The organism is Nocardia sp. NPDC050413 (assembly GCF_040655475.1).
GTDB lineage: Bacteria > Actinomycetota > Actinomycetes > Mycobacteriales > Mycobacteriaceae > Nocardia > Nocardia coubleae.
This window is the reverse complement of record NZ_JBFAJZ010000008.1, coordinates 1-19618: the sequence shown is the minus strand read 5'-3', so window position 1 is coordinate 19618 and position 19618 is coordinate 1. Positions and strand designations below refer to the sequence as shown.

At 69.3% G+C, this 19618-nt stretch carries 17 protein-coding genes; 13 read left to right on the top strand and 4 right to left on the bottom strand.

The window, feature by feature from the left end:
• Nucleotides 1-12: 12 nt before the first annotated feature.
• The 4 genes from AB0I19_RS19615 to AB0I19_RS19600 are packed head-to-tail and all read left to right on the top strand — an operon-like array spanning nt 13 to nt 2664.
• The gene (locus tag AB0I19_RS19615; RefSeq protein WP_067493403.1) at nt 13-291 is read left to right on the top strand and encodes an acylphosphatase; all 279 of its coding nucleotides are present in this window, start codon (nt 13-15) and stop codon (nt 289-291) included.
• A 25-nt stretch (nt 292-316) separates the two neighbouring features.
• Nucleotides 317-1018, top strand: a complete 702-nt coding sequence (locus tag AB0I19_RS19610) for a hypothetical protein (protein ID WP_357150432.1) — start codon at nt 317-319, stop codon at nt 1016-1018.
• Nucleotides 1018-2181 carry a glutathionylspermidine synthase family protein gene (locus tag AB0I19_RS19605; protein WP_067493406.1) on the top strand — a complete coding sequence of 388 codons (1164 nt, stop codon included), beginning with the start codon at nt 1018-1020 and terminating at the stop codon, nt 2179-2181. Before AB0I19_RS19610 ends, AB0I19_RS19605 begins: the two co-directional genes overlap by 1 nt.
• Nucleotides 2182-2208: 27 nt before the next feature.
• Nucleotides 2209-2664, top strand: coding sequence for a DUF350 domain-containing protein (locus AB0I19_RS19600; protein ID WP_357150431.1), 456 nt, complete (start codon nt 2209-2211; stop codon nt 2662-2664).
• Here the strand turns inward: AB0I19_RS19600 and AB0I19_RS19595 are convergent.
• The gene (locus AB0I19_RS19595; protein ID WP_357150430.1) at nt 2661-3128 is read right to left on the bottom strand and encodes a DUF1707 domain-containing protein; all 468 of its coding nucleotides are present in this window, start codon (nt 3126-3128) and stop codon (nt 2661-2663) included. The genes AB0I19_RS19600 and AB0I19_RS19595 overlap by 4 nt on opposite strands.
• A 244-nt stretch (nt 3129-3372) precedes the next feature.
• Here AB0I19_RS19595 and AB0I19_RS19590 point away from each other — a divergent pair, with 244 nt between their 5' ends.
• Nucleotides 3373-7101 carry an AAA family ATPase gene (locus AB0I19_RS19590; protein WP_357150601.1) on the top strand — a complete coding sequence of 1243 codons (3729 nt, stop codon included), beginning with the start codon at nt 3373-3375 and terminating at the stop codon, nt 7099-7101.
• 3 nt (nt 7102-7104) lie between these two features.
• On the opposite strand, the gene AB0I19_RS19585 is transcribed toward AB0I19_RS19590, so the two are convergent.
• Nucleotides 7105-8007, bottom strand: a complete 903-nt coding sequence (locus AB0I19_RS19585; RefSeq protein WP_357150429.1) for an NmrA family NAD(P)-binding protein — start codon at nt 8005-8007, stop codon at nt 7105-7107.
• A gap of 123 nt (nt 8008-8130) precedes the next feature.
• Between AB0I19_RS19585 and AB0I19_RS19580 the strand changes: the two genes are divergently transcribed.
• Nucleotides 8131-8907 (top strand): helix-turn-helix domain-containing protein, encoded by a 777-nt coding sequence (locus AB0I19_RS19580; protein ID WP_357150428.1) that lies wholly within the window; start codon nt 8131-8133, stop codon nt 8905-8907.
• 4 nt (nt 8908-8911) lie between these two features.
• Here the strand turns inward: AB0I19_RS19580 and AB0I19_RS19575 are convergent, their stop codons facing one another.
• The gene (locus AB0I19_RS19575; RefSeq protein ID WP_019048221.1) at nt 8912-9301 is read right to left on the bottom strand and encodes a DUF2237 domain-containing protein; all 390 of its coding nucleotides are present in this window, start codon (nt 9299-9301) and stop codon (nt 8912-8914) included.
• Nucleotides 9302-9456: 155 nt separating this feature from the next.
• On the opposite strand from AB0I19_RS19575, the gene ftsY reads away from it, so the two are divergent.
• The 6 genes from ftsY (at nt 9457) to ffh (ending at nt 17595) form a co-directional block, all read left to right on the top strand.
• Entirely contained in the window at nt 9457-11025 is a 1569-nt protein-coding gene (gene ftsY / locus AB0I19_RS19570) for a signal recognition particle-docking protein FtsY (RefSeq protein WP_357150427.1), read from the top strand.
• Nucleotides 11026-11319: 294 nt separating this feature from the next.
• Nucleotides 11320-12684, top strand: coding sequence for an ammonium transporter (locus AB0I19_RS19565; protein WP_067493415.1), 1365 nt, complete (start codon nt 11320-11322; stop codon nt 12682-12684).
• Between the two features lie 5 nt (nt 12685-12689).
• Nucleotides 12690-13028: a P-II family nitrogen regulator gene (locus AB0I19_RS19560; RefSeq protein ID WP_067493492.1), complete on the top strand. Its 339-nt coding sequence runs from the start codon at nt 12690-12692 to the stop codon at nt 13026-13028.
• A 92-nt stretch (nt 13029-13120) separates the two neighbouring features.
• Nucleotides 13121-15538, top strand: coding sequence for a [protein-PII] uridylyltransferase (locus AB0I19_RS19555; RefSeq protein ID WP_357150426.1), 2418 nt, complete (start codon nt 13121-13123; stop codon nt 15536-15538).
• Between the two features lie 133 nt (nt 15539-15671).
• Nucleotides 15672-15986 (top strand): hypothetical protein, encoded by a 315-nt coding sequence (locus tag AB0I19_RS19550; protein ID WP_225279181.1) that lies wholly within the window; start codon nt 15672-15674, stop codon nt 15984-15986.
• Between the two features lie 55 nt (nt 15987-16041).
• The gene (gene ffh / locus AB0I19_RS19545; protein ID WP_067493421.1) at nt 16042-17595 is read left to right on the top strand and encodes a signal recognition particle protein; all 1554 of its coding nucleotides are present in this window, start codon (nt 16042-16044) and stop codon (nt 17593-17595) included.
• A 178-nt stretch (nt 17596-17773) separates the two neighbouring features.
• Here the strand turns inward: ffh and AB0I19_RS19540 are convergent, their stop codons facing one another.
• Nucleotides 17774-18565, bottom strand: a complete 792-nt coding sequence (locus tag AB0I19_RS19540; protein ID WP_357150425.1) for a 3-oxo-5-alpha-steroid 4-dehydrogenase — start codon at nt 18563-18565, stop codon at nt 17774-17776.
• A gap of 100 nt (nt 18566-18665) precedes the next feature.
• Between AB0I19_RS19540 and AB0I19_RS19535 the strand changes: the two genes are divergently transcribed.
• On the top strand, nt 18666-19466 hold the full coding sequence (locus AB0I19_RS19535; RefSeq protein WP_357150424.1) for a nuclear transport factor 2 family protein: 801 nt from the start codon (nt 18666-18668) through the stop codon (nt 19464-19466).
• The last annotated feature ends 152 nt before the right edge of the window (nt 19467-19618 follow it).

The window sequence follows — 19618 nt, the reverse complement described above, 5'->3', positions numbered from 1 at the left end:
CGAGGAGCCGCTGTGACCGAACCTGTCCGACTGTCCGCGTGGGTCCACGGGTACGTCCAGGGCGTGGGTTTCCGCTGGTGGACACGCTCGCGTGCACTGGAACTCGGTCTCACCGGGTACGCGCGCAACCACGCCGACGGACGGGTCCACGTGGTGGCCGAGGGACAACGAACCTCGGGCGAGAAGTTGCTGGAACTGCTACGGTCCGGCAAGGCGCCTGGGCGGGTCGACCTGGTTGTGGAAAGCTGGGAGCCCGCGCGCGGTGACATGACCGGATTCGAGGAGCGGTAGAAGTGACTTCGGGGGTTAGGCGGCAGTGAGCACACACAACCCTGGTTCGCCCGACCAGCCGGACGAGCCGGGCGGATCCTCGCCCTGGACCCCGCCCGACTCCGGCGCGCCCGCGACCCCGCCGGAACAACCCGCGGGCACGCCGCCCACCTGGCCCCCGCCACCGCAACAACCACCGCAACCACGCCCCGGCCGGGTGGCCAGGCAGGAACCGGGCCGCACCCAGCCCCGCCCGCCGACGGTCGCCGAGGCACGGGCGCGCGAGAAGGCGCGCAAACAGGCCGAGCAGGCCGAACGCGCCGCCGCCGAAGCCGCGGAAGCCAAGCGTCGCACCAGGAAACGGGTGATGATCGGCGGTGTCGCCGTGGTCGGTGTCGCCGCCCTCGTCGGCGGCGGCTACCTCGCCTACCGGGCGATCAACGCGCCCGAACAGGTCACCGCCTCCTGCGTGCAGATCGACCAGAACGGCCAGGAGGTCGTCGTCCCGGACGAGCACTGCGGCGACGGCAAGACCAACTTCCGCAGCGACAGCTCCGGCGGCATGGGCAGCCTGATCCTGCTCGGCTGGCCGCAGTACCGGTACCACTACGGCGGCAACGCCACCATCGGCCGGCCGCCGAGCGGGGGCACCTCGGTGAAACCACGCAACGCCGAGATCAAGACCAAGTCCGGCACCACCGTTCAGCGCGGTGGCCTGGGCAGCAAGTCCGGCGGGAGTGGGTCTTAGTGCGACGCGTCGCGAGTACGCCCCGGCCGGGCTGGCAGCAGATCATCGAGAGCCAGGGACTCGTCTACGGCGTGCCCGGCCGCGATGCCAGCGGTCAGCCACGGCCCTACTGGGACGAATCGGTGCACTACGAATTCTCGATGGACGAGATCCTCGCGCTGGAAGCCGATGTGGAACTGCTGCAGTCGATGTGTCTGCACGCGGCCGAACACGTGGTGCTCACCGAGCGGTACGCCGATTTCGGTCTGCCCGAATGGAGTTGGGGCCCGATCGCCGAATCCTGGCGGCGCAGTGACCCTTACGTGTACGGCCGGTTCGATCTGCGCTACGACGCGCGCCGTCCTGCCAAGCTGCTCGAGTACAACGCCGACACCCCCACCTCGCTGCTCGAGGCGGCCATCATCCAATGGCACTGGTTGCAGCAGGTGTATCCCGGTGGCGACCAGTGGAATTCACTGCACGAGAAGCTGGTGGAGCGCTGGGGCGAGCTGCGTGACGTGCTGCCCGGTACCGAACTGCACTTCACCTGGTCGGGTGCCGACGCCACCGGCGAGGACAACGTCACCACCGCCTATATGCAGGAAACCGCCGCCGAAGCGGGCTTCGACACCGTCGCGCTGCCGATCGAGGAGGTCGGGTTCGACACCGAACTCGGCCGCTTCGTCGACCTGGCCGAGGCGCCGATCGAATCGATCTTCAAGCTGTACCCCTGGGAATGGATCCTCGACGACGACTTCGGCAAACGCGTCGTCGCGAGCATCCCGCAGACCGCCTGGATCGAACCACTGTGGACCACCCTGCTGAGCAACAAGGCGCTGCTGGCGATCCTGTGGGAGATGTATCCCGGCCACCCGAACCTGTTGCCCGCCTACCTCGACGACCCGCACGAGCTCACCGAATACATCCGCAAACCCAAGCTGGGCCGTGAAGGCGCCAACATGACCATCGTCGGTCCCGGCATGGAGACCGCGACCGGTGGGGTGTACGGCGCCGAGGGTTTCGTCTACCAATTGCTCGACCCGCTCCCGGAATTCGACGGCATGCGTCCCGTGCTCGGGGCGTGGGTCGTCGGTGACAACGCCGCCGGGCTCGGTATCCGCGAGACCGCGGGCCTCATCACCGATGACGGCGCCGCGTTCGTCCCGCACCGCATCGTCGACTGACCACAACACTGTTTCGAAAGGACCACGATGACCGCCCTCGCCCTGGAATCGGGTTATTGGAGTGCGCTCGGTGAAGGCGTCGGCGCCATCATCCTGTACTGCCTGATCGGCCTGGTACTGATGCTGATCGGCTTCTTCGCCATCGACCTGACCACCCCCGGCAAGCTGCGCGACCTGGTGATCGCGGGCAAGCCCAACGCGATCATCGTCTCGGCCGCGGGCATGATCAGCATGGCGTTCATCGTCGTGTTCGCGGTGCTGGCCACCGATCCGGGCGCCAAGCTGACGCAGGGGCTGATCACGGCGGTCGTGTTCGGTCTGGTCGGCATCGTCGCGCAGGTGATCTCGGTGCGCGTGGTCGAGAAGGTCACCGGCATCGACATCGGCCGCACCCTGCACGCCGACACCTACACCCCCGAGGTCCTCGTCGTGGCCGCCGCCCACTTCGCCCTCGGCCTGGTGGTGGCCTTCGCGATCCTCTAGTGCGGGTTGATGTGCTTCATCTGCTTCTGTAGCTGACGCAGGTGGGTGGCCGAGCCCGGCTGGGCCTCCCAGCCGGTGACCACGCGGAACAGCAGGACCGCGCCCCACGGGCCGATCACCCACATCGGCCAGAAGTAGGTGAGTTCGCCTGCGGTCAGCGAGATCAGGCCCCAGATGACCAGCACGATGATGCTCACACCGAGCCAGCTGCCCGCTTCGATGCGCTGCCACACGGGGATGCGCGGCGCCTGCTTCGGCGGGGTGGCGGGCTGCTTGTCCGGGAGGGCCGGGAGGTCCGACAGCACGAGTGCGAGGTCGTCGCGGGTGGTGGTCGCGTAGACCTTCGCGACGCGCTGGTCGTACTCGGCCAGATCGAGTCTGCCGTCGGCCAGGTGGGTGCTCAGCTGGGCCACGATCGCATTGCGCTCGGCATCGGACGCGCGCGTGCCGGGGGTGATGTCCATACCGACAACCTCTCGTTCACCAAACACAGTGATCTGCTGGTACCAAGCGTCCACCCTCCACTGTGTAATGTCAACCCTTCGTCCACCGACCGGCCGGAGGTTCACGGCGCCACGACGGCGATCGGATAGGCTCACGCGAGCACACGGGCGGCAACACAGCCCGGTGCGATGTTCCAACCGCAGGCCGCGTGTCTTGCCCTCTCGCACCTAGGTCTGGCCAGAACTCCCGGAGAGGCGGGTGGCGTTGCATCTGAAGAGCTTGACGCTGAAAGGGTTCAAGTCTTTCGCGTCCGCAACCACGTTGCGCTTCGAACCCGGTATCACCTGTGTCGTCGGGCCCAACGGGTCGGGCAAGTCCAATGTCGTCGACGCGCTCACCTGGGTGATGGGCGAGCAGGGCGCCAAGGCGCTGCGCGGCGGCAAGATGCAGGACGTCATCTTCGCCGGGACCAGCGGACGTGCCGCCCTCGGGCGTGCCGAGGTGACGCTGACGATCGACAACTCCGACGGCGCGTTGCCCATCGACTACGCCGAGGTGTCCATCACCCGCCGGATGTTCCGCGACGGCGCGGGCGAATACGAGATCAACGGCAGCAGTTGCCGTCTGATGGATGTGCAGGAACTGCTGTCGGACTCCGGCATCGGGCGTGAGATGCACGTGATCGTCGGACAGGGTCAGCTCTCGGCGATTCTCGAGTCGCGGCCCGAGGACCGGCGCGCGTTCGTCGAAGAGGCCGCTGGCGTGCTCAAGCACCGCAGGCGCAAGGAGAAGGCGGTCCGCAAGCTCGACGCCATGCAGGCCAATCTCGCCCGCCTCACCGACCTCACCACCGAACTGCGCCGCCAGCTCAAACCGCTCAGCCGACAGGCCGAGGTGGCCCGCCGCGCCCAGACCGTGCAGGCCGACCTGCGCGACGCCCGCCTGCGCCTGGCCGCCGACGACCTCGTGACCCGGCGCGGCGAACTCGAGTCGCAGCTGAGCAAAGAGGCCTACGCGCGCGAGCAGCAGATCAACGTGCAGTCCGAGCTCGACGCCGCCAATGCGGCGCTCGCGCAGCAGGAGTTCCAGTTGTCGCGGCTGAGCCCGAGCGCCGAGGCGGCCGCGCAGACCTGGTTCCAGCTCTCCGCGCTGGCCGAGCGCGTCAACGCGACCATCCGCATCGCCGCCGATCGAGCCCGCAACCTGCACACCGAGGCACCCGTGGGCACCGGCCGCGACCCCGACCAGCTCGAGGCCGAGGCCGACCGGATCGAGGCCGAGGAAGCCGAACTGCGCTACGCCGTGGAGATGGCGGCCGAAACGCTCGAGGCCGCGCGGGAAGCGCTCGCCGATCGCGAACACGCCGCGAAGGCCGCCGAGCAGGCACACCTGGCTGCCGTGCGGGCCATCGCCGACCGCCGCGAAGGGCTGGCCAGGCTGTCGGGTCAGGTGGAGAACCTGCGCACCCGTGCGCAGTCCGTTGATGCCGAGATCGCGCGGCTCTCGGTCGCCATCGCCGATGCCCGGCACCGCGGCGAGGCCGCCCAGGCCGAATACGACACCGTGCAGGACGAACTCGGCGAACTCGACGCGGGGGAGAAGGGGCTCGACGCCCAGCACGAACACGCCGTCGCCGCCTTGGAATTGGCCGACGAACGGGTGCGTGAACTGCGCGAGCAGGACCGCGAGGCGAGCAAACTCGTCGCCCGGCTCGGTGCCCGCATCGAAGCGCTCGAGATGAACCTGGCCCGCAAGGACGGCGCCGCCTGGTTGCTCGAACACGGTGTGAGCGGCGTCGGCGACCGGCTGTCGGGCCTGCTGCGCGTGGAAGCGGGATTCGAAGCCGCCCTCGCCGCCTTGCTCGGCCCGCTGGCCGACGCGATCACCGCCGAGACCGCCGCGGCCGCCGATGCGGCTGTGCGTGAGCTGCGAGCGGGTGACGGTGGTCGGGTGGCATTCGTCTTCGCCACCGCGAGTTCGGCCTCGTCCGCTGCTGCGAGCGGCTCGTCGGCGGGCGAGACTGTGACGCGCGCTCTTGCCGATGCCGGGAGTAGTTCGGTGGGGTCGGGTCGAGGTGGTGCGCTCTCGGCAGACGCCGAGCGTGCGCCGCTGCCCGGAGGGGCCAGGTGGCTCGCTGATGTCGTCGACGGTGCCGCGCAGGTGCGGTCCGCGTTGGCCGCGCTCACCGCAGGTGTTGTAGTCGTCGACGATCTGGCAGCTGCCACGGCGCTGGCCGCTGAGCGACCGGAACTGCGGGTCGTCACCCGTGACGGTGATCTGGCCGGGTCGGGGTGGGTCATCGGCGGTTCCGAGCGGATGCCGAGTCAGCTCGAGATCCAAGCCGACATCGACGCCGCCACCGCCGAACTGGCTGCCGCGCAGCGCCGGGCCGAAGAGCTAGAGGCCGCGCTGGCCGGTGCGCTCGCCGAGCAGACCGATCGCAAAGAGGCCGCCGACCACGCGCTGATGGCGCTGCACGAATCCGATCAGGCGCTGCTGGCCATCTACGACCGGCTCGCCCGGGTGGGCCAGACCGCGCGCGCCGCGCAGACCGAGGGCGAACGGCTCACCGCCCAGCGCGCCGAGGCCGAAGCGACCAGGGAGAAGTCCCTCGCCTCCCTCGCCGAGCTCGAGGACCGGCTGCGCCACGCCGAAACCGAGCACGACGACAGCGACGACAGCTACGGCACCGCCGGAACCGAGACCGCCGGGCGGGCCCGCGAGGAAGCCGCCGCCGCGCTCGCCGAGGCACGGACCATGGAGGTCGAGGCACGGCTGGCGGTGCGGACCGCTGAGGAGCGGGCGGAATCCGTTCGGGGCAAAGCGGATTCGTTGCGTCGCGCCGCGCGTGCCGAGCGGGAGGCGCGGGCGCGGGCCGAGCGGGCCCAGGCCGCGCGCAGGCAGGCGGCCGCCGTCGCGGCGGCGGTGGCCGAGTCCGGTGCCGAGATCGCGAAGGAACTCGAGCAGGTGGTGGCCGCGGCCGCCGCCCGGCGTGACGAATTGGTCCGGCGCCGTGGGGAAGTCGCCTCGGCCGTGGAGCAGGTCAAGGAACGGGCGCGCGCCCTCAACACCCAGCTGGCCCAGCTCACCGACGCCGTGCACCGCGACGAGGTGGCCAAAGCCCAAGCGGCGCTGCGCATCGAACAGCTCGAGACCACCATCTCCGAACAGTTCGGCATCGCGCTGGCCGATCTGGTCGCCGAATACGGTCCCGATGTGCCGTTGCCGCCGTCGGCGCTGGAGATGCAGGAATACGAGGACGCCAAGGAGCGCGGCGAGCAGGTCACCGCGCCGCAGCCGATGCCCTACGACCGCGCCACCCAGGAGCGCCGCGCCAAACGCGCCGAGAAGGACCTCGCCACCCTCGGCAAGGTGAATCCCCTTGCGCTGGAAGAGTTCGCGGCCCTCGAGGAACGCTACAACTTCCTCGCCACCCAGCTCGAAGACGTCAAGAACGCCCGCAAGGACCTCCTGGATGTGGTCGCCGAGGTCGACGCCCGCATCCTGCAGGTCTTCACCGAGGCCTACGCCGACGTGGAGCGCGAATTCGTCGGGGTGTTCGCGAAGTTGTTCCCCGGCGGCGAGGGCCGACTCGTGCTCACCGACCCGTCCGACATGCTCACCACCGGCATCGAGGTCGAGGCCCGGCCGCCGGGCAAGAAGGTCAAACGGCTGTCGCTGCTCTCCGGTGGCGAGAAGTCGCTGACCGCCGTGGCGCTGCTGGTCGCCATCTTCCGCGCCCGCCCGTCCCCGTTCTATGTGATGGACGAGGTGGAGGCCGCCCTGGACGACACCAACCTGCGCCGCCTCATCGGCCTGTTCGAACAGCTGCGGGAGAAGAGCCAACTGATCGTCATCACCCACCAGAAGCCGACCATGGAGATCGCCGACGCTCTCTACGGCGTGAGTATGCGCGGCGACGGCATCACCCAGGTGATCTCCCAGCGGCTCACCCGTTCCGCCGCCCCGGTCGAGGCGTCCGCTCCGGCCTGACGATCACGTCGTCACGTCCAGCTGGGCGGCGATGCGGTCGGCGCCGCCGCGGGCCAGCCAGTCCGGCAGACTCGTCAGGCCCGGGTGGAGGGCGCGCAGGGCAGTTAGATCGGCGTGCCAGCCACCGGTTTCGCGGATGAGCCGCCAGGTGTCGGCGAGCTGGGGTCCGATCGCCTCGGCCTCGGCTTCGGTGACCTCGCGGTAGTGGATCGGCCGGCCGGTGGCGACCGCGATGGCGGCGGCCGCCTCGATGGGCGTGATCGCCTCGCCCGCCAGCTCCAGTTCACGACCGTGCCAACCGTCCGGGTCCGCGAACGCGAGCGCGGCGAAGGCGGCGATGTCGTCGAGCGCGATCATCTGCAACGGGCGGTCGGCCGGGAACAGGTGGCGGTGCTCCCCACCTGCCCGGATGCCGTCCACCGGCGAGCCGTGCATCAGGTAGTTCTCCATGAACCGCACCGGCCGCAACAGGGTGTAGCGCGGCCCCGCCGCGCGGATCGCGTCCTCGATCCGGCGCTTGCCCTCCTGACCCCACGACTCGGCCGGGCCCATGGTGGCGATTCCGGAGAACACGATCTGGTCGACTTCGGCAGCGCGGGCCGCCTCGATCATGGCGATACCGCGGCGGGCTTCGTCACCCGCGGTCCACCCGCTCGGCCCGTAGTCGGCGGGCGGGACGAGGAATACGGCCCGAGTGCCCTTCGCCGCGACGCGCAGCGAGGCGGGGTCGTCGAAGTCGCCGACGACCAGTTCGGCACCCACCTCGGCCAGGTCGCGAGCGGCGGGGGACTGCGGGTCACGCACGAGCGCGCGAACCCGGTGGCCGTCGGCGAGCAGCCTGCGGGCGGTGACGCCACCCTGCTTGCCGGTGGCGCCGGTGATCAGGACGGGAAGTGCTGACGTCATGGCGGAGGAACTCCGTTTCGTGATCGATCCTGTGTCTACAATCGGGTCGGTCGACCCGTATTGCGGACGGTACGGGTGCGCCGACCGGGTATGCCACGTCCGAAGTGGGGAAGGCGTAACGAAATGACGGTCCGAGACGGTACGGAACCGGCGGTGCGGGCCGACGCGCGCCGCAATCGGGCGCTGATCCTGGCGGCCGCTCAGCGCGCCTTGGCCGAACGCGGCACCAGCGTCTCGCTGATGGAGGTGGCCCGCCGCGCCGGTGTCGGCGCGGGCACTGTCCACCGCCATTTCCCCACGAAGACCGCGCTTCTGGAAGCGGTCATGCAGGAGCGGGTCGACGGGCTGGCGGCGCTGGCCGCCGGACACCTGACCGATCCGGACCCCGGAGCGGCCTTCTTCGCCCTGTGCACCCATGTGATCGTGACGACGCCGGGCAACAAAGACCTGTGCGACCTGGTGCAATCCGACGACGGCTGGCCGCGCGCGCTGCTTCGTGGCGCGGGCGAGCGTTTCCACCGTGCCCTCGGTGCGCTGCTCGTCGCGGCCCAGCGTCAGGGCGCGGTCCGCGCGGAGGTGACCGTCACCGACGTGCTGGACATCTTCACCGGATGTGTTGCGATCCAACGGCATCGGCAGGCCGGCGAGCCCGTCGCACCCGCCGTCGCGCTCATCCTCGACGCCCTGCGGACGCCGTCCTCAGCCGTAACGGAACTCGCGAAAACCGACCGTGACGAAACGGCGAGAAGTAGCGAAAGTCCGGCGCCGTGCCCCGTCTGCCGAGCACCGGTCCACCGGCCGGCGGTCGGCAGACCGGCTCGCTACTGTTCCCCGGCCTGCCGTCAGAAAGCCCACCGGCTCCGCAGCTCGTCGAACTCCCCGCGGCTGCGCCGCGCGTGAGCGTCTACAGCAGGTCGCTGACGTCGTCGGGGACGTCGACGGCGTATTTGCGCAGGATGTCCATCGAGATGACCTCGAGGGCATTCTCGTGGGTCGCGGCCAGGACCACCGGCGCGGCGACACCGTCCTCGTGGGCGTGCAGCCACCGGACCGCAACCACGCACCAACGGTCGCCCGGCTGCAGGCCGGGGAAGTTGTTCTCCGGGCGCGGGGTGCTGAGGTCGTTGCCGATGGATGCCTGATGTTCCAGGAATTCCGCCGTCACCACGGTGCACACGGTGTGGCTGCCGAGATCCTCCGGACCGGTGCTGCAGCAGCCGTCCCGGTAGAAGCCCGTGAGAGGATCGGTGCCGCACTCTTCCAGCGGCCCCCCAAGCACGTTTCGATCGGTCACTCCGCCGATCCTATGGGTGAAACGCCAGAAGTTCCGCAGGACAACGAATCTGTAGTGTTTCCGCCGATCGGCGAACACCGCCGAAACCCGCGCCCGACCCGCCGGGACGACGCCGCCGACGTGCCGCGACGAGGCAGCCGAATAGACTCGGCCGAGTGAGTTCGCAAGCGTGGATCCTGATCGCCGCGATCGCCGCCGTGCTGCTGGTGGCGCTCGTCGCGGGTTTCGTCCTGTACAAGCGCCGCCAGATTTCGCTGGCGCCGCCCGAGCCGGACAAGGAGTTGACGGACCGCTCCGGTGGTTACACGGCATCCGGCGGATTCAGTTTCACCCAGGGCGGGTCGACGGCTACCGCGCCGCGTCCGGAACCCCTGCCGCGCGTCGAGCGCACCGACACCGAGGGGCAACCGCACGTCGGTGACGACGCCGCCGTCCCCCGCGATGCCCCGCGCCGCAATATCACCGATGTGCCGCTGCCCGAGGGCGACGTGTCGGTCGAGGAGCCGGTGGTCGTCCCGGACGACGCCTCCTCGCTCACGACTCCGGTAGCGCCAACCGAACCCGCGCCGGACACCACATCCACGACGGCCCCGCCCGCCGAAACCGCGCCTACCGACACCGCGCCGACGACCGACGCGCCTACCGAGGTCGCGCCGATCGAGACGCCGAAGACCGCGCCCGCGCCGAAGGTCACCCCGGCGGACACCGCGCCACCTGTCACTCCCGCTCCGGCACCCGAAGCGCCGAGCACCGCGCCGGCCCAGCCCGAGGTCGCCACCGAGATCGAGGAGATCGACCCGACCACCGGTCGCCTCGTCCGCCTGCGCGGTCGCCTCGCCCGCTCGCAGAACGCCGTCGGCAAGAGCCTGCTCGGCCTGCTCGGCGGTGGTGACCTCGACGAGGACTCCTGGGAGGAGATCGAGGACACCCTCGTCCTCGCCGACATCGGCACCGCGAGCACCGCCGCCATCGTCACCCGCCTGCGCGAGGAGATGGCCGCGCGCAGCGTGCGCACCCCCGAACAGGCCCGCGCCGCCCTGCGCGACGTGCTCATCGAGGCGCTGCGCCCCGAGCTCGATCGGTCCATCCACGCGTTGCCGCACGGCGACAAACCGGCCATCCTGCTGGTCGTCGGCGTGAACGGCACCGGCAAGACCACCACAACCGGCAAGCTCGCCCGCGTGCTCGTCGCCGACGGCCGCCGGGTCCTGCTCGGCGCCGCCGACACCTTCCGCGCCGCCGCCGCCGACCAGCTGCAGACCTGGGGCGAACGGGTCGGGGCCGAGACCGTGCGCGGCAAGGAAGCCGCCGACCCCGCCGCCGTCGCCTTCGACGCGGTGACCGCGGGCATCGATCGCGGTGTCGACGCGGTGCTCATCGACACCGCGGGTCGCCTGCACACCAAGACCGGCCTGATGGACGAACTCGGCAAGGTCAAGCGCGTGGTGGAGAAGAAGGCCGAGGTCGACGAGGTGCTGCTGGTCCTCGACGCCACCGTCGGCCAGAACGGCCTGATGCAGGCGCGCGTCTTCGCCGACGTCGTCGACATCACCGGTGTGGTGCTCACCAAACTCGACGGCACCGCCAAGGGCGGCATCGTCTTCCAGGTGCAGCACGAACTCGGCGTTCCGGTGAAGCTCGTCGGCCTGGGCGAGGGCGCCGACCATCTGGCCCCGTTCGAGCCGAGCGCCTTCGTCGACGCCCTGCTCGGCGGCACTTCCTAGCACTACGACACTGCCCGCCCGGCCGCCGCGAACCGGGCGGGCAGTGCTGTGTCCAGGGCAGGTGCGCACCGGCGACCCGCCGCGCGAACGGGCGGCAAACCGCACCTGCGTGTCGACCTCACGGTGAGCTGCCAAGCTGTGGCGAAACTCGCGAAACCTGGTGGCAACACAAGTGGCCGATCCGTTCACGCAGGTGAAACACCACAGCTCAACGGATGAAACACCAAGTCGCGACCCTTCTGTACAGGTCCTTTTGCCGTCATCGGCGAGGCCCGAGATGAGGAGGAAGACAAGGTGGCATTTCCATTGATCGGTACACCGGATACCGGTGATACCGCTTGGATGCTGGCGTCGGCAGCGCTCGTGCTGTTGATGACGCCGGGTTTGGCGTTCTTCTACGGCGGCATGGTCCGTGGCAAGAACGTGCTGAACATGATCATGATGAGCGTCTCGGCCATGGGGCTCGTCACCGTCCTGTGGTGTCTATACGGGTTCTCCATGGCGTTCGGCGAGGACAAGGGCAACCTGGTCGGTGACCCGCTCCAGTACTTCGGTCTGAAGAGCATCTTCGGTGGCACCGCCGCCGATTCCCCGGGCATCCCGCTGTTCACCGCGACCCCGGAGGACCCGACGGCCCCGATCACCTCGGGTATCCCGCTCACGGTCTTCGTGGCCTTCCAGCTCATGTTCGCGATCATCACGGTCGCCCTCATCTCGGGTGCGGTCGCCGACCGCCTGAAGTTCGGTTCGTGGCTCGTCTTTGCCGGAATCTGGGCCACCGTCGTCTACTTCCCCGTCGCGCACTGGGTGTTCGCCTTCGACGGCTACACCGCCGAGGCGGGCGGCTGGATCGCCAACAACCTCAAGGCCATCGACTTCGCCGGTGGCACCGCGGTCCACATCAACGCCGGCGCCGCCGGTCTGGTGCTGTGCCTGATCCTCGGCAAGCGCAAGGGCTGGCCCAAGACCCCGTTCCGTCCGCACAACCTGCCGTTCGTGATGCTCGGTGCCGGTCTGCTGTGGTTCGGCTGGTACGGCTTCAACGCCGGTTCGGCCCTCGGCGCCAACGGCATCGCCGGCGCCACCTTCCTCACCACGACCATCGCCACCGCCGCCGCGATGATGGCCTGGCTGCTCGTGGAGAAGATCCGCGACGGTCACCCCACCTCCCTCGGCGCCGCCTCGGGCATCGTCGCGGGTCTGGTCGCCATCACCCCGGCGTGTTCCTCGGTGAACGTGATCGGCGCCCTGGCCATCGGTGTCGTCTCCGGTGCGCTGTGTGCCCTCGCCGTCGGCCTGAAGTTCCGCTTCGGCTTCGACGACTCGCTCGACGTGGTCGGCGTCCACCTGGTCGGTGGTCTGGTCGGCACCCTGATGGTCGGTCTCGTCGCTACCAGCGAAGCCCCGGCGGGCGTCGCCGGCTTGTTCTACGGTGGTGGGGTCGAGCAGTTGAAGCTGCAGGCTGTCGGTGCCTTCGTGGTTCTGGCCTACTCGCTGGTCGCCACGGCCGTCATCGCGTACGCGATCAAGTTCACGATCGGCCTGCGCGCCAGTGAAGAGTCCGAGGCCGCGGGCCTCGACGAGTCCGAGCACGCGGAAACCGCTTACGATTTCGCTGCTGTGGGTGGCACGGCACGCTCGCTCGTCAAGGAGGCATGACGAACATGAAACTGGTTACGGCAATCGTCAAACCGTTCACGCTCGAAGACGTCAAGACCGGGCTGGAACAGGCAGGCGTGCTCGGCATGACCGTCAGCGAAGTCCAGGGCTACGGCCGCCAGAAGGGGCACACCGAGGTCTACCGAGGTGCGGAGTACTCCGTCGACTTCGTGCCGAAGGTGCGCGTCGAGGTCGTCGTCGACGATGCCTCGGTGGAGAAGGTCGTCGAGGTGATCGTCGAGGCCTCGCGCACCGGCAAGATCGGTGACGGCAAGGTGTGGGTGACCCCGGTGGACACGATCATCCGGGTCCGCACCGGCGAACGCGGTACCGACGCACTGTAATTCGCCGCAGTCGCACGGCGAACGATCGAGCGGCCCCGCTCCTACCGGATTCGGTCGGGGCGGGGCCGCCCGCATGAATGGGTGGTGGGGCAGTGGAACAGCGCAAGGGTGGAACACAGAACAACGCGGCGGCCGACCTGGTGAAGGCCAGAGCGGCGCTGCTCGAGGGAGCGGGCACCCGCAATCCGCGGCTCGATCCACAGGCTCTGCGGGCCGCGCTGGTCGACCTGTTCGACCTGTGGCTCACCAGTAAGGGCAACGAACTCGGCATCACCTCCGACAGTGGGCTGGCTCTGGTGGCCGTCGGCGGGCTCGGCAGGCGCGAGATGCTGCCATACTCCGATCTCGATCTCGTCCTGCTGCACGACGGGGTCGACCAAGCCGTGGTGGCCGAGGTGGCCGACCAGCTCTGGTACCCCCTGTGGGACGCCCACATCAAACTCGACCACAGCGTGCGCACGGTGCCGCAGGCGCTGCGGGTGGCCGCCGACGACACCATCGCCGCGCTCGGTCTGCTCGAGGCCCGCCACATCGTCGGCGACGAGGACCTGAGCAATCTGCTGATCGGCGGGGTGCGCCGGGAATGGCGCACCGGCATCCGTTCCCGCTTCGATGGTCTCATCGCCCAGGCGAACGCCCGCTGGCAGCGCAGCGGCGAGATCGCCCACCGCGCCGAACCCGATCTGAAGAACGGTCGCGGCGGGCTGCGCGACATCCAGCTGCTCGACGCCCTCGCCATCGCCCAATTGACCGACGCCATGCCGGGTTTGGGGCCGGACGTGCCCGGTGGTGGTCTGAAGCAGGCGCACCGCCGCCTGCTCGACGTGCGCACCGAACTGCATCGGGTGGCAGGTCGCGCCCGCGACCAGTTACGCGCACAGGACGCTGACGAGATCGGTGCCGCCCTGCGCATCGGCGACCGTTTCGACCTGGCCCGCACCCTCACCGATTCGGCACGCACGGTGAGCTATTCGACCGACGTGGGTCTGCGCACCGCCGCGAACGCGCTGCCACGGCGCGGACTGGCCCGGCTGCGCCGCCTCCCGGTGCGGCGTCCGCTCGACGAGGACGTGGTCGAGCACGCCGGGGAGGTGGTCCTCGCCCGCGACGCCCGCCCGCAACGCGACCCCGGCCTGATCCTGCGTGTCGCCGCCGCCTCGGCCCAGACCGGGCTGCCGATGTCGGCGACCACCCTCAACCGGCTCTCCGAAGACGCCCCCGAACTGCGCGAACCCTGGCCCAAGGACGCACTCGACGACCTGCTCGTGCTGCTCGGCGCGGGCCGAGGCGCGATCGACGCGGTGGAGGCCCTGGACCGAACAGGCTTGTGGGGCAGGCTCTTTCCCGAATGGGGTGCGGTCCGCGACCTGCCCCCGCGCGACGCGCTGCACACCTGGACCGTCGACCGCCACCTCATGGAAACCGTCGCCTACGCCACCGGCCTCAGCACCCGCGTGGCCCGCCCCGATCTGCTGATCCTCGGCGCCCTGCTGCACGACATCGGCAAGGGGCGCACCGGCGACCACAGCGTGGTCGGCGCCGAACTGGCCACCCACATCGGGCGCAGGCTCGGCCTGTGGCCCTCGGACGTGCGAACTCTCAGCGCCATCGTGCGCCACCACCTGCTGCTGCCCGATACCGCCACTCGGCGCGACCTCGACGACCCGGCCACCGTCGGCCACGTCGTCGACGCGCTCGGCGGCGACGTGGGTCTGCTCGAATTGCTGCACGCCCTGGCCGAAGCCGACTCGATGGCGACGGGGCCCGGTGTGTGGGGCGACTGGAAGGCCTCGCTGATCGGCGAACTGGTTCGCCGGTGCCGGTTGGTGATGGCGGGCGAGCCGCTGCCGCAACCGGAACCGATCGACCCCGACCTGGTCGCCAAGGCGGAAGCCGGTGGTGTGCATGTGACGCTGAGCGCGGGGGAGGGCAAACACACCCACGTGGTCACCGTCATCGCGCCCGACGAGCCGGGTCTGCTCGCCGACGCGGCGGGCGTGCTGGCGCTGCATTCGCTCCGGGTGCTGTCGGCCTCGCTCGGCGGTGTGGGCGATTCGGCGATCAACACCTTCGTCGTCACCCCGAAGTTCGGCGACCCACCCGACGCGGGCCTGCTCCGCCAGGAACTGATCCGGGCCATCAGCGGTGCGCTGGACCTGCAAGCGGCGCTGGCGAAACGCGAGACCGAGACCGTCGGCCGCTACGCGCGCGCCCAGCCACGCCTGATCTGGCAGTCCGCACCCGCACCGGGACAGGTGATCCTGGAATTGCGCGCCGAGGACCGGGTCGGGTTGCTCAGCAGGCTCGCCGGCGCGTTCGCCGCGGCGGGCGCGAATGTGCGCTGGGCCAAGGTGGTCACGATGGGCACGGCCGTGGTCGACGCGTTCTGCCTCGAACTCGGTGACGCCGACAGCCCCGCCCTGCGCGAACGGATCGAAAAGGCCGTTCTGGACGTGGTTCCCCGCCCGGCACCCCCGCCGCAGCCCACCGACATCGGTTCGGACGCCTGAAACGTTAGGACACGGTTTACTCACCGATTGCTATCGGGTTGCTACGTATTGGTTACTCGCTGCCCGATAAGTCGAAAATCGACCTATAGCATTCGAAAGGTCCGGCTGTCACTCGTTCGAGGGGAGCTGATCCGTGGCTATCGAAGTCGTCTCCGCATCGATGATGACCAGCGACGCGACCGCGCACATCGCGCGCTGCGTCGGCGGTGACCTGTGGGTGGTTTCGTGGTTGCCGGGCCGCACCCTCACCGGTGCTCAGGCCCTGGCCGCGATGACCATCGCCTCGACCACCGCCCACCACACCGATTCCGCCGAATCCGAGTGGAACCGGATCGAGGCGCTCTCGCGTGAGCTCGGCCTCACCGGGCGCGAGGCGGTGTACCTGGTCAACATCGAGAACCACGAATTGCGCCGCACCGCGCCACCGCACGTGCGCTCCGGGGAATAACACCCATTACCCTGGGAGGGCAATAGAGGTCCCTTTCAGATCAGGAGCGCGATCGGTGTTCGAATCCCTGTCCGACCGGCTTACCGGTGCACTGCAGGATCTGCGCGGTAAGGGGCGGCTGTCACCGGCCGACATCGACGCCACCGCGCGCGAGATCCGCCTCGCCCTCCTCGAAGCCGACGTGGCGCTGCCCGTGGTGCGCGGGTTCATCGCCAATGTGAAGGAACGCGCCAAGGGCGCGGAGGTCTCCGCGGCGCTCAACCCGGCCCAGCAGGTCGTCAAGATCGTCAACGAGGAACTCGTCGCCATCCTCGGCGGTGAGACCCGGCGCCTCAACCTGGCCAAGAACCCGCCGACGGTCATCATGCTGGCCGGTCTGCAGGGTGCCGGTAAGACCACCCTCGCGGGCAAGCTCGCCAAATGGCTCAAGGGTCAGGGTCACCAGCCGCTGCTCGTGGCCTGTGACCTCCAGCGTCCCGGCGCCGTCACCCAGCTGCAGGTCGTCGGTGAGCGCGCGGGCGTGCCCGTGTTCGCCCCGCACGGCGGCACCTCCATCGGCGGTGGCGAGAACCCGCTCGGTATCACCGCCGCCGACCCGGTCGCGGTCGCGGCGGGCGGTATCGAAGAGGCCAAGGCGAAGCAGTACGACGTGGTCATCGTCGACACCGCCGGTCGCCTCGGCATCGACGAAGAACTCATGCGCCAGGCCGCGGGCATCCGCGACGCCGTGAACCCCGACGAGACCCTCTTCGTGCTCGACGCGATGATCGGTCAGGACGCGGTGAGCACCGCCGAGGCCTTCCGCGACGGTGTCGGCTTCACCGGTGTCGTGCTCACCAAGCTCGACGGTGACGCCCGCGGTGGTGCCGCGCTGTCGGTGCGCAATGTCACCGGCGCGCCCATCATGTTCGCCTCCACCGGTGAGAAGCTCGAGGACTTCGACGTCTTCCACCCCGACCGGATGGCCTCGCGCATCCTCGGCATGGGCGACGTGCTCACCCTCATCGAGCAGGCCGAACAGGTCTACGACGCCAAGCAGGCCGAGGAGACCGCGCGCAAGATCGGCAGCGGTGAGCTCACCCTCGAGGACTTCCTCGACCAGATGCTCGCCATCCGCAAGATGGGCCCGATCGGCAACCTGCTCGGCATGCTGCCCGGCGCGGGTCAGATGAAGGACGCGCTCGCGGCGGTCGACGACAAGCAGCTCGACCGCGTGCAGGCCATCATCCGCGGTATGACCCCCGCCGAGCGCGACAACCCGAAGATCATCAACGCCTCCCGCCGGTTGCGCATCGCCAACGGTTCGGGCGTGCAGGTCTCCGAGGTCAACCAGCTCGTCGACCGGTTCTTCGAGGCCAAGAAGATGATGGCCATGATGGGCCGTCAGATGGGTCTGCCCGGCGGGCGCCGCGGCAACACCAAGAAGGGTAAGAAGGGCAAGAAGGGCGGGCGCGGTCCCACGCCGCCGAAGATGCGCGGTGGGTTCCCCGGTATGCCCGCCGGTATGCCGCCGGGGATGGATCTCTCGCAGATGCCGCCCGGTCTCGACCAGCTGCCGCCCGGTCTCGAAGGCATCGACCTGTCCCAGCTGAAGTTCCCCAAGAACTGAGCTGTGTTATTGGAGCGCTGGCGCGCTCGAGTCGGCGGCCCATGAGGTCCCGACGATCAGGCACCGTGGCTTGCTCCTTCGTCGCCTACGCCACGGCGCCTGATCGTCGGGACGGCCGCCGACCGCCGCTTCGCGGCGTCCCCTCCTCGGGGTCGGGGAGTGCGGGGGGCCGGTTTGGTCAGAGGAGCTTGGGGATCAGGGCTTTTCGGTTCGGTGGGTAGTCGGCGAACTTCTCGCGGTACCAGCGGTGCGTGGCGAAGGCGCGTGGCACCAGGTTGCCCGCGGTGATCAGGAAGATCGCCACGCCCGCCAGCGACCAGGTGAGCAGTGCGAACCCGGCCCACGCGATCAGCTCGCCGAGGTAGGCCGGGCTGCTGACGAAGCGGAAGCCGCCGCCGTGCGGTACCCGGTACTCGGCGGCGCCCGGGTCGTTCTTGTCCCGCAGATTCCGCACGATCGACTCCGACCGCACCAGCAGCGCGAACCCGCCCAGGTACACGACCAGCCCAATCAGGAAACGCGGGTCGGTGAGCCAGGCGGTGCCGTACTGGTTCTTGTAGTCGTTGCTGAAGAACGCGCCGTTGAGGTAGCCGTGCAGCGCAGTCACGAACACGCCCGCTCCGACCACCGACACATTGAAGGTGCTCTTCTTGCCCGGCACGTGCCGGATCGACAGCGGGAAGAACCAGCCGCGATTGCCGTAGTGCAGCACCCAGATGGCGGCCAGCACCAGCGGGACGGGCTCGAAGCGGTGGGGTCCGCTCAGATAGAACACCGCGAACACCACGGTCGCGGGCAACTCCATCAGCCACCAGCCCAGCTTCGGGTTCAGATTGAAGCCCACCGCGTTCGAGGCGAAGCGGCCGTACGGGCTCTGCGCGAACAGCCCGCCGATGATGACGAACGCGGCGAAGCCGAACGCGATGGTCAGCACCGTGTCGTAGGTCGTGTTCCCGGTGTACCAGTCCATCGAGATCCTCTGTCCAGGCGTCAGGCACGATCGCCGACGCAAAACTAGAACACGTTCTATCATGGATCGCGCAGGGGGAACGCGACAATGGAGGACGCAGATGCCGCTCGACCGGACCGCTGAAGACCTGCTGGCGGCGGTGCTGGCATCCCCGCGCGCCGTGGCTGCCCACGACAAGACCGCCTGGGTCGGGCTGTTCGCTGAGCAGGCGGCGGTGCACGACCCCTACGGCTCGCGTGCGCACATCGGGCCCGAGGCGATCTCGCGCTTCTACAACGTCTTCATCGCGCCCAACACCATCGCCTTTCGCGTCGAGCGCGACATCGTCGCCGGGCACACGGTGGTGCGCGACCTGCACATCGAGACGACCATGTCGACGGGCGCGACCGTTGTCGTGCCGATGCATCTGCGCTACGACCTCGTGGCGTCCGATGGTGGGTGGCGGATCATCCGGCTCGCCGCGCACTGGGAGTTGGGGGTGATGGTCGCGCGGTTGATGCGGACCGGGTCGGCCGGTGTGCTCGCGGGGGCGAAACTCGGGGCGCAGCTGGTCGGGGAGCTCGGGGTGGGTGGGGCGATGGGGATGATGCGGGCGTTGCGTGGGGTGGGTGGGCACGGGAAGCGGATCGTGCGGGGGTTGTTCGTGGCGGCGGCCGGCGGGGACTCGGGGCGGGTTCAGGAGTTGCTCGGGCGGGCGAGTGTGCGGGTGGCGTCGGGGGACACGTTGGGCCCTGCGGAATTCGGTGAGATGGTGCGGTCTATGCAGTGGGACAAGATGATCGCGGCCGGGCGGACGGTGAGTGTCAGTGTGCGGAAGGGGGAGTCGGGTGGGGTGGTGTTCGTGGGCTTCGCGGCGGGCTCTTCGCGTATCGAGAGTGTGACGATCTACCTCGACGGGTGAGTTATTTAGAGTGCTGAGGATGGTGGGCTAAAGCGCTCGGTGTTTTGTGCACCACAAAGGTATTGGGCTGTGTTTTTGGAGCGCTGGCGCGCTCGAGCGCGGCCCCTGGGGGGCCGCGCGAACAGCGCTCGAGACTCGCGCTTCGCGCATGC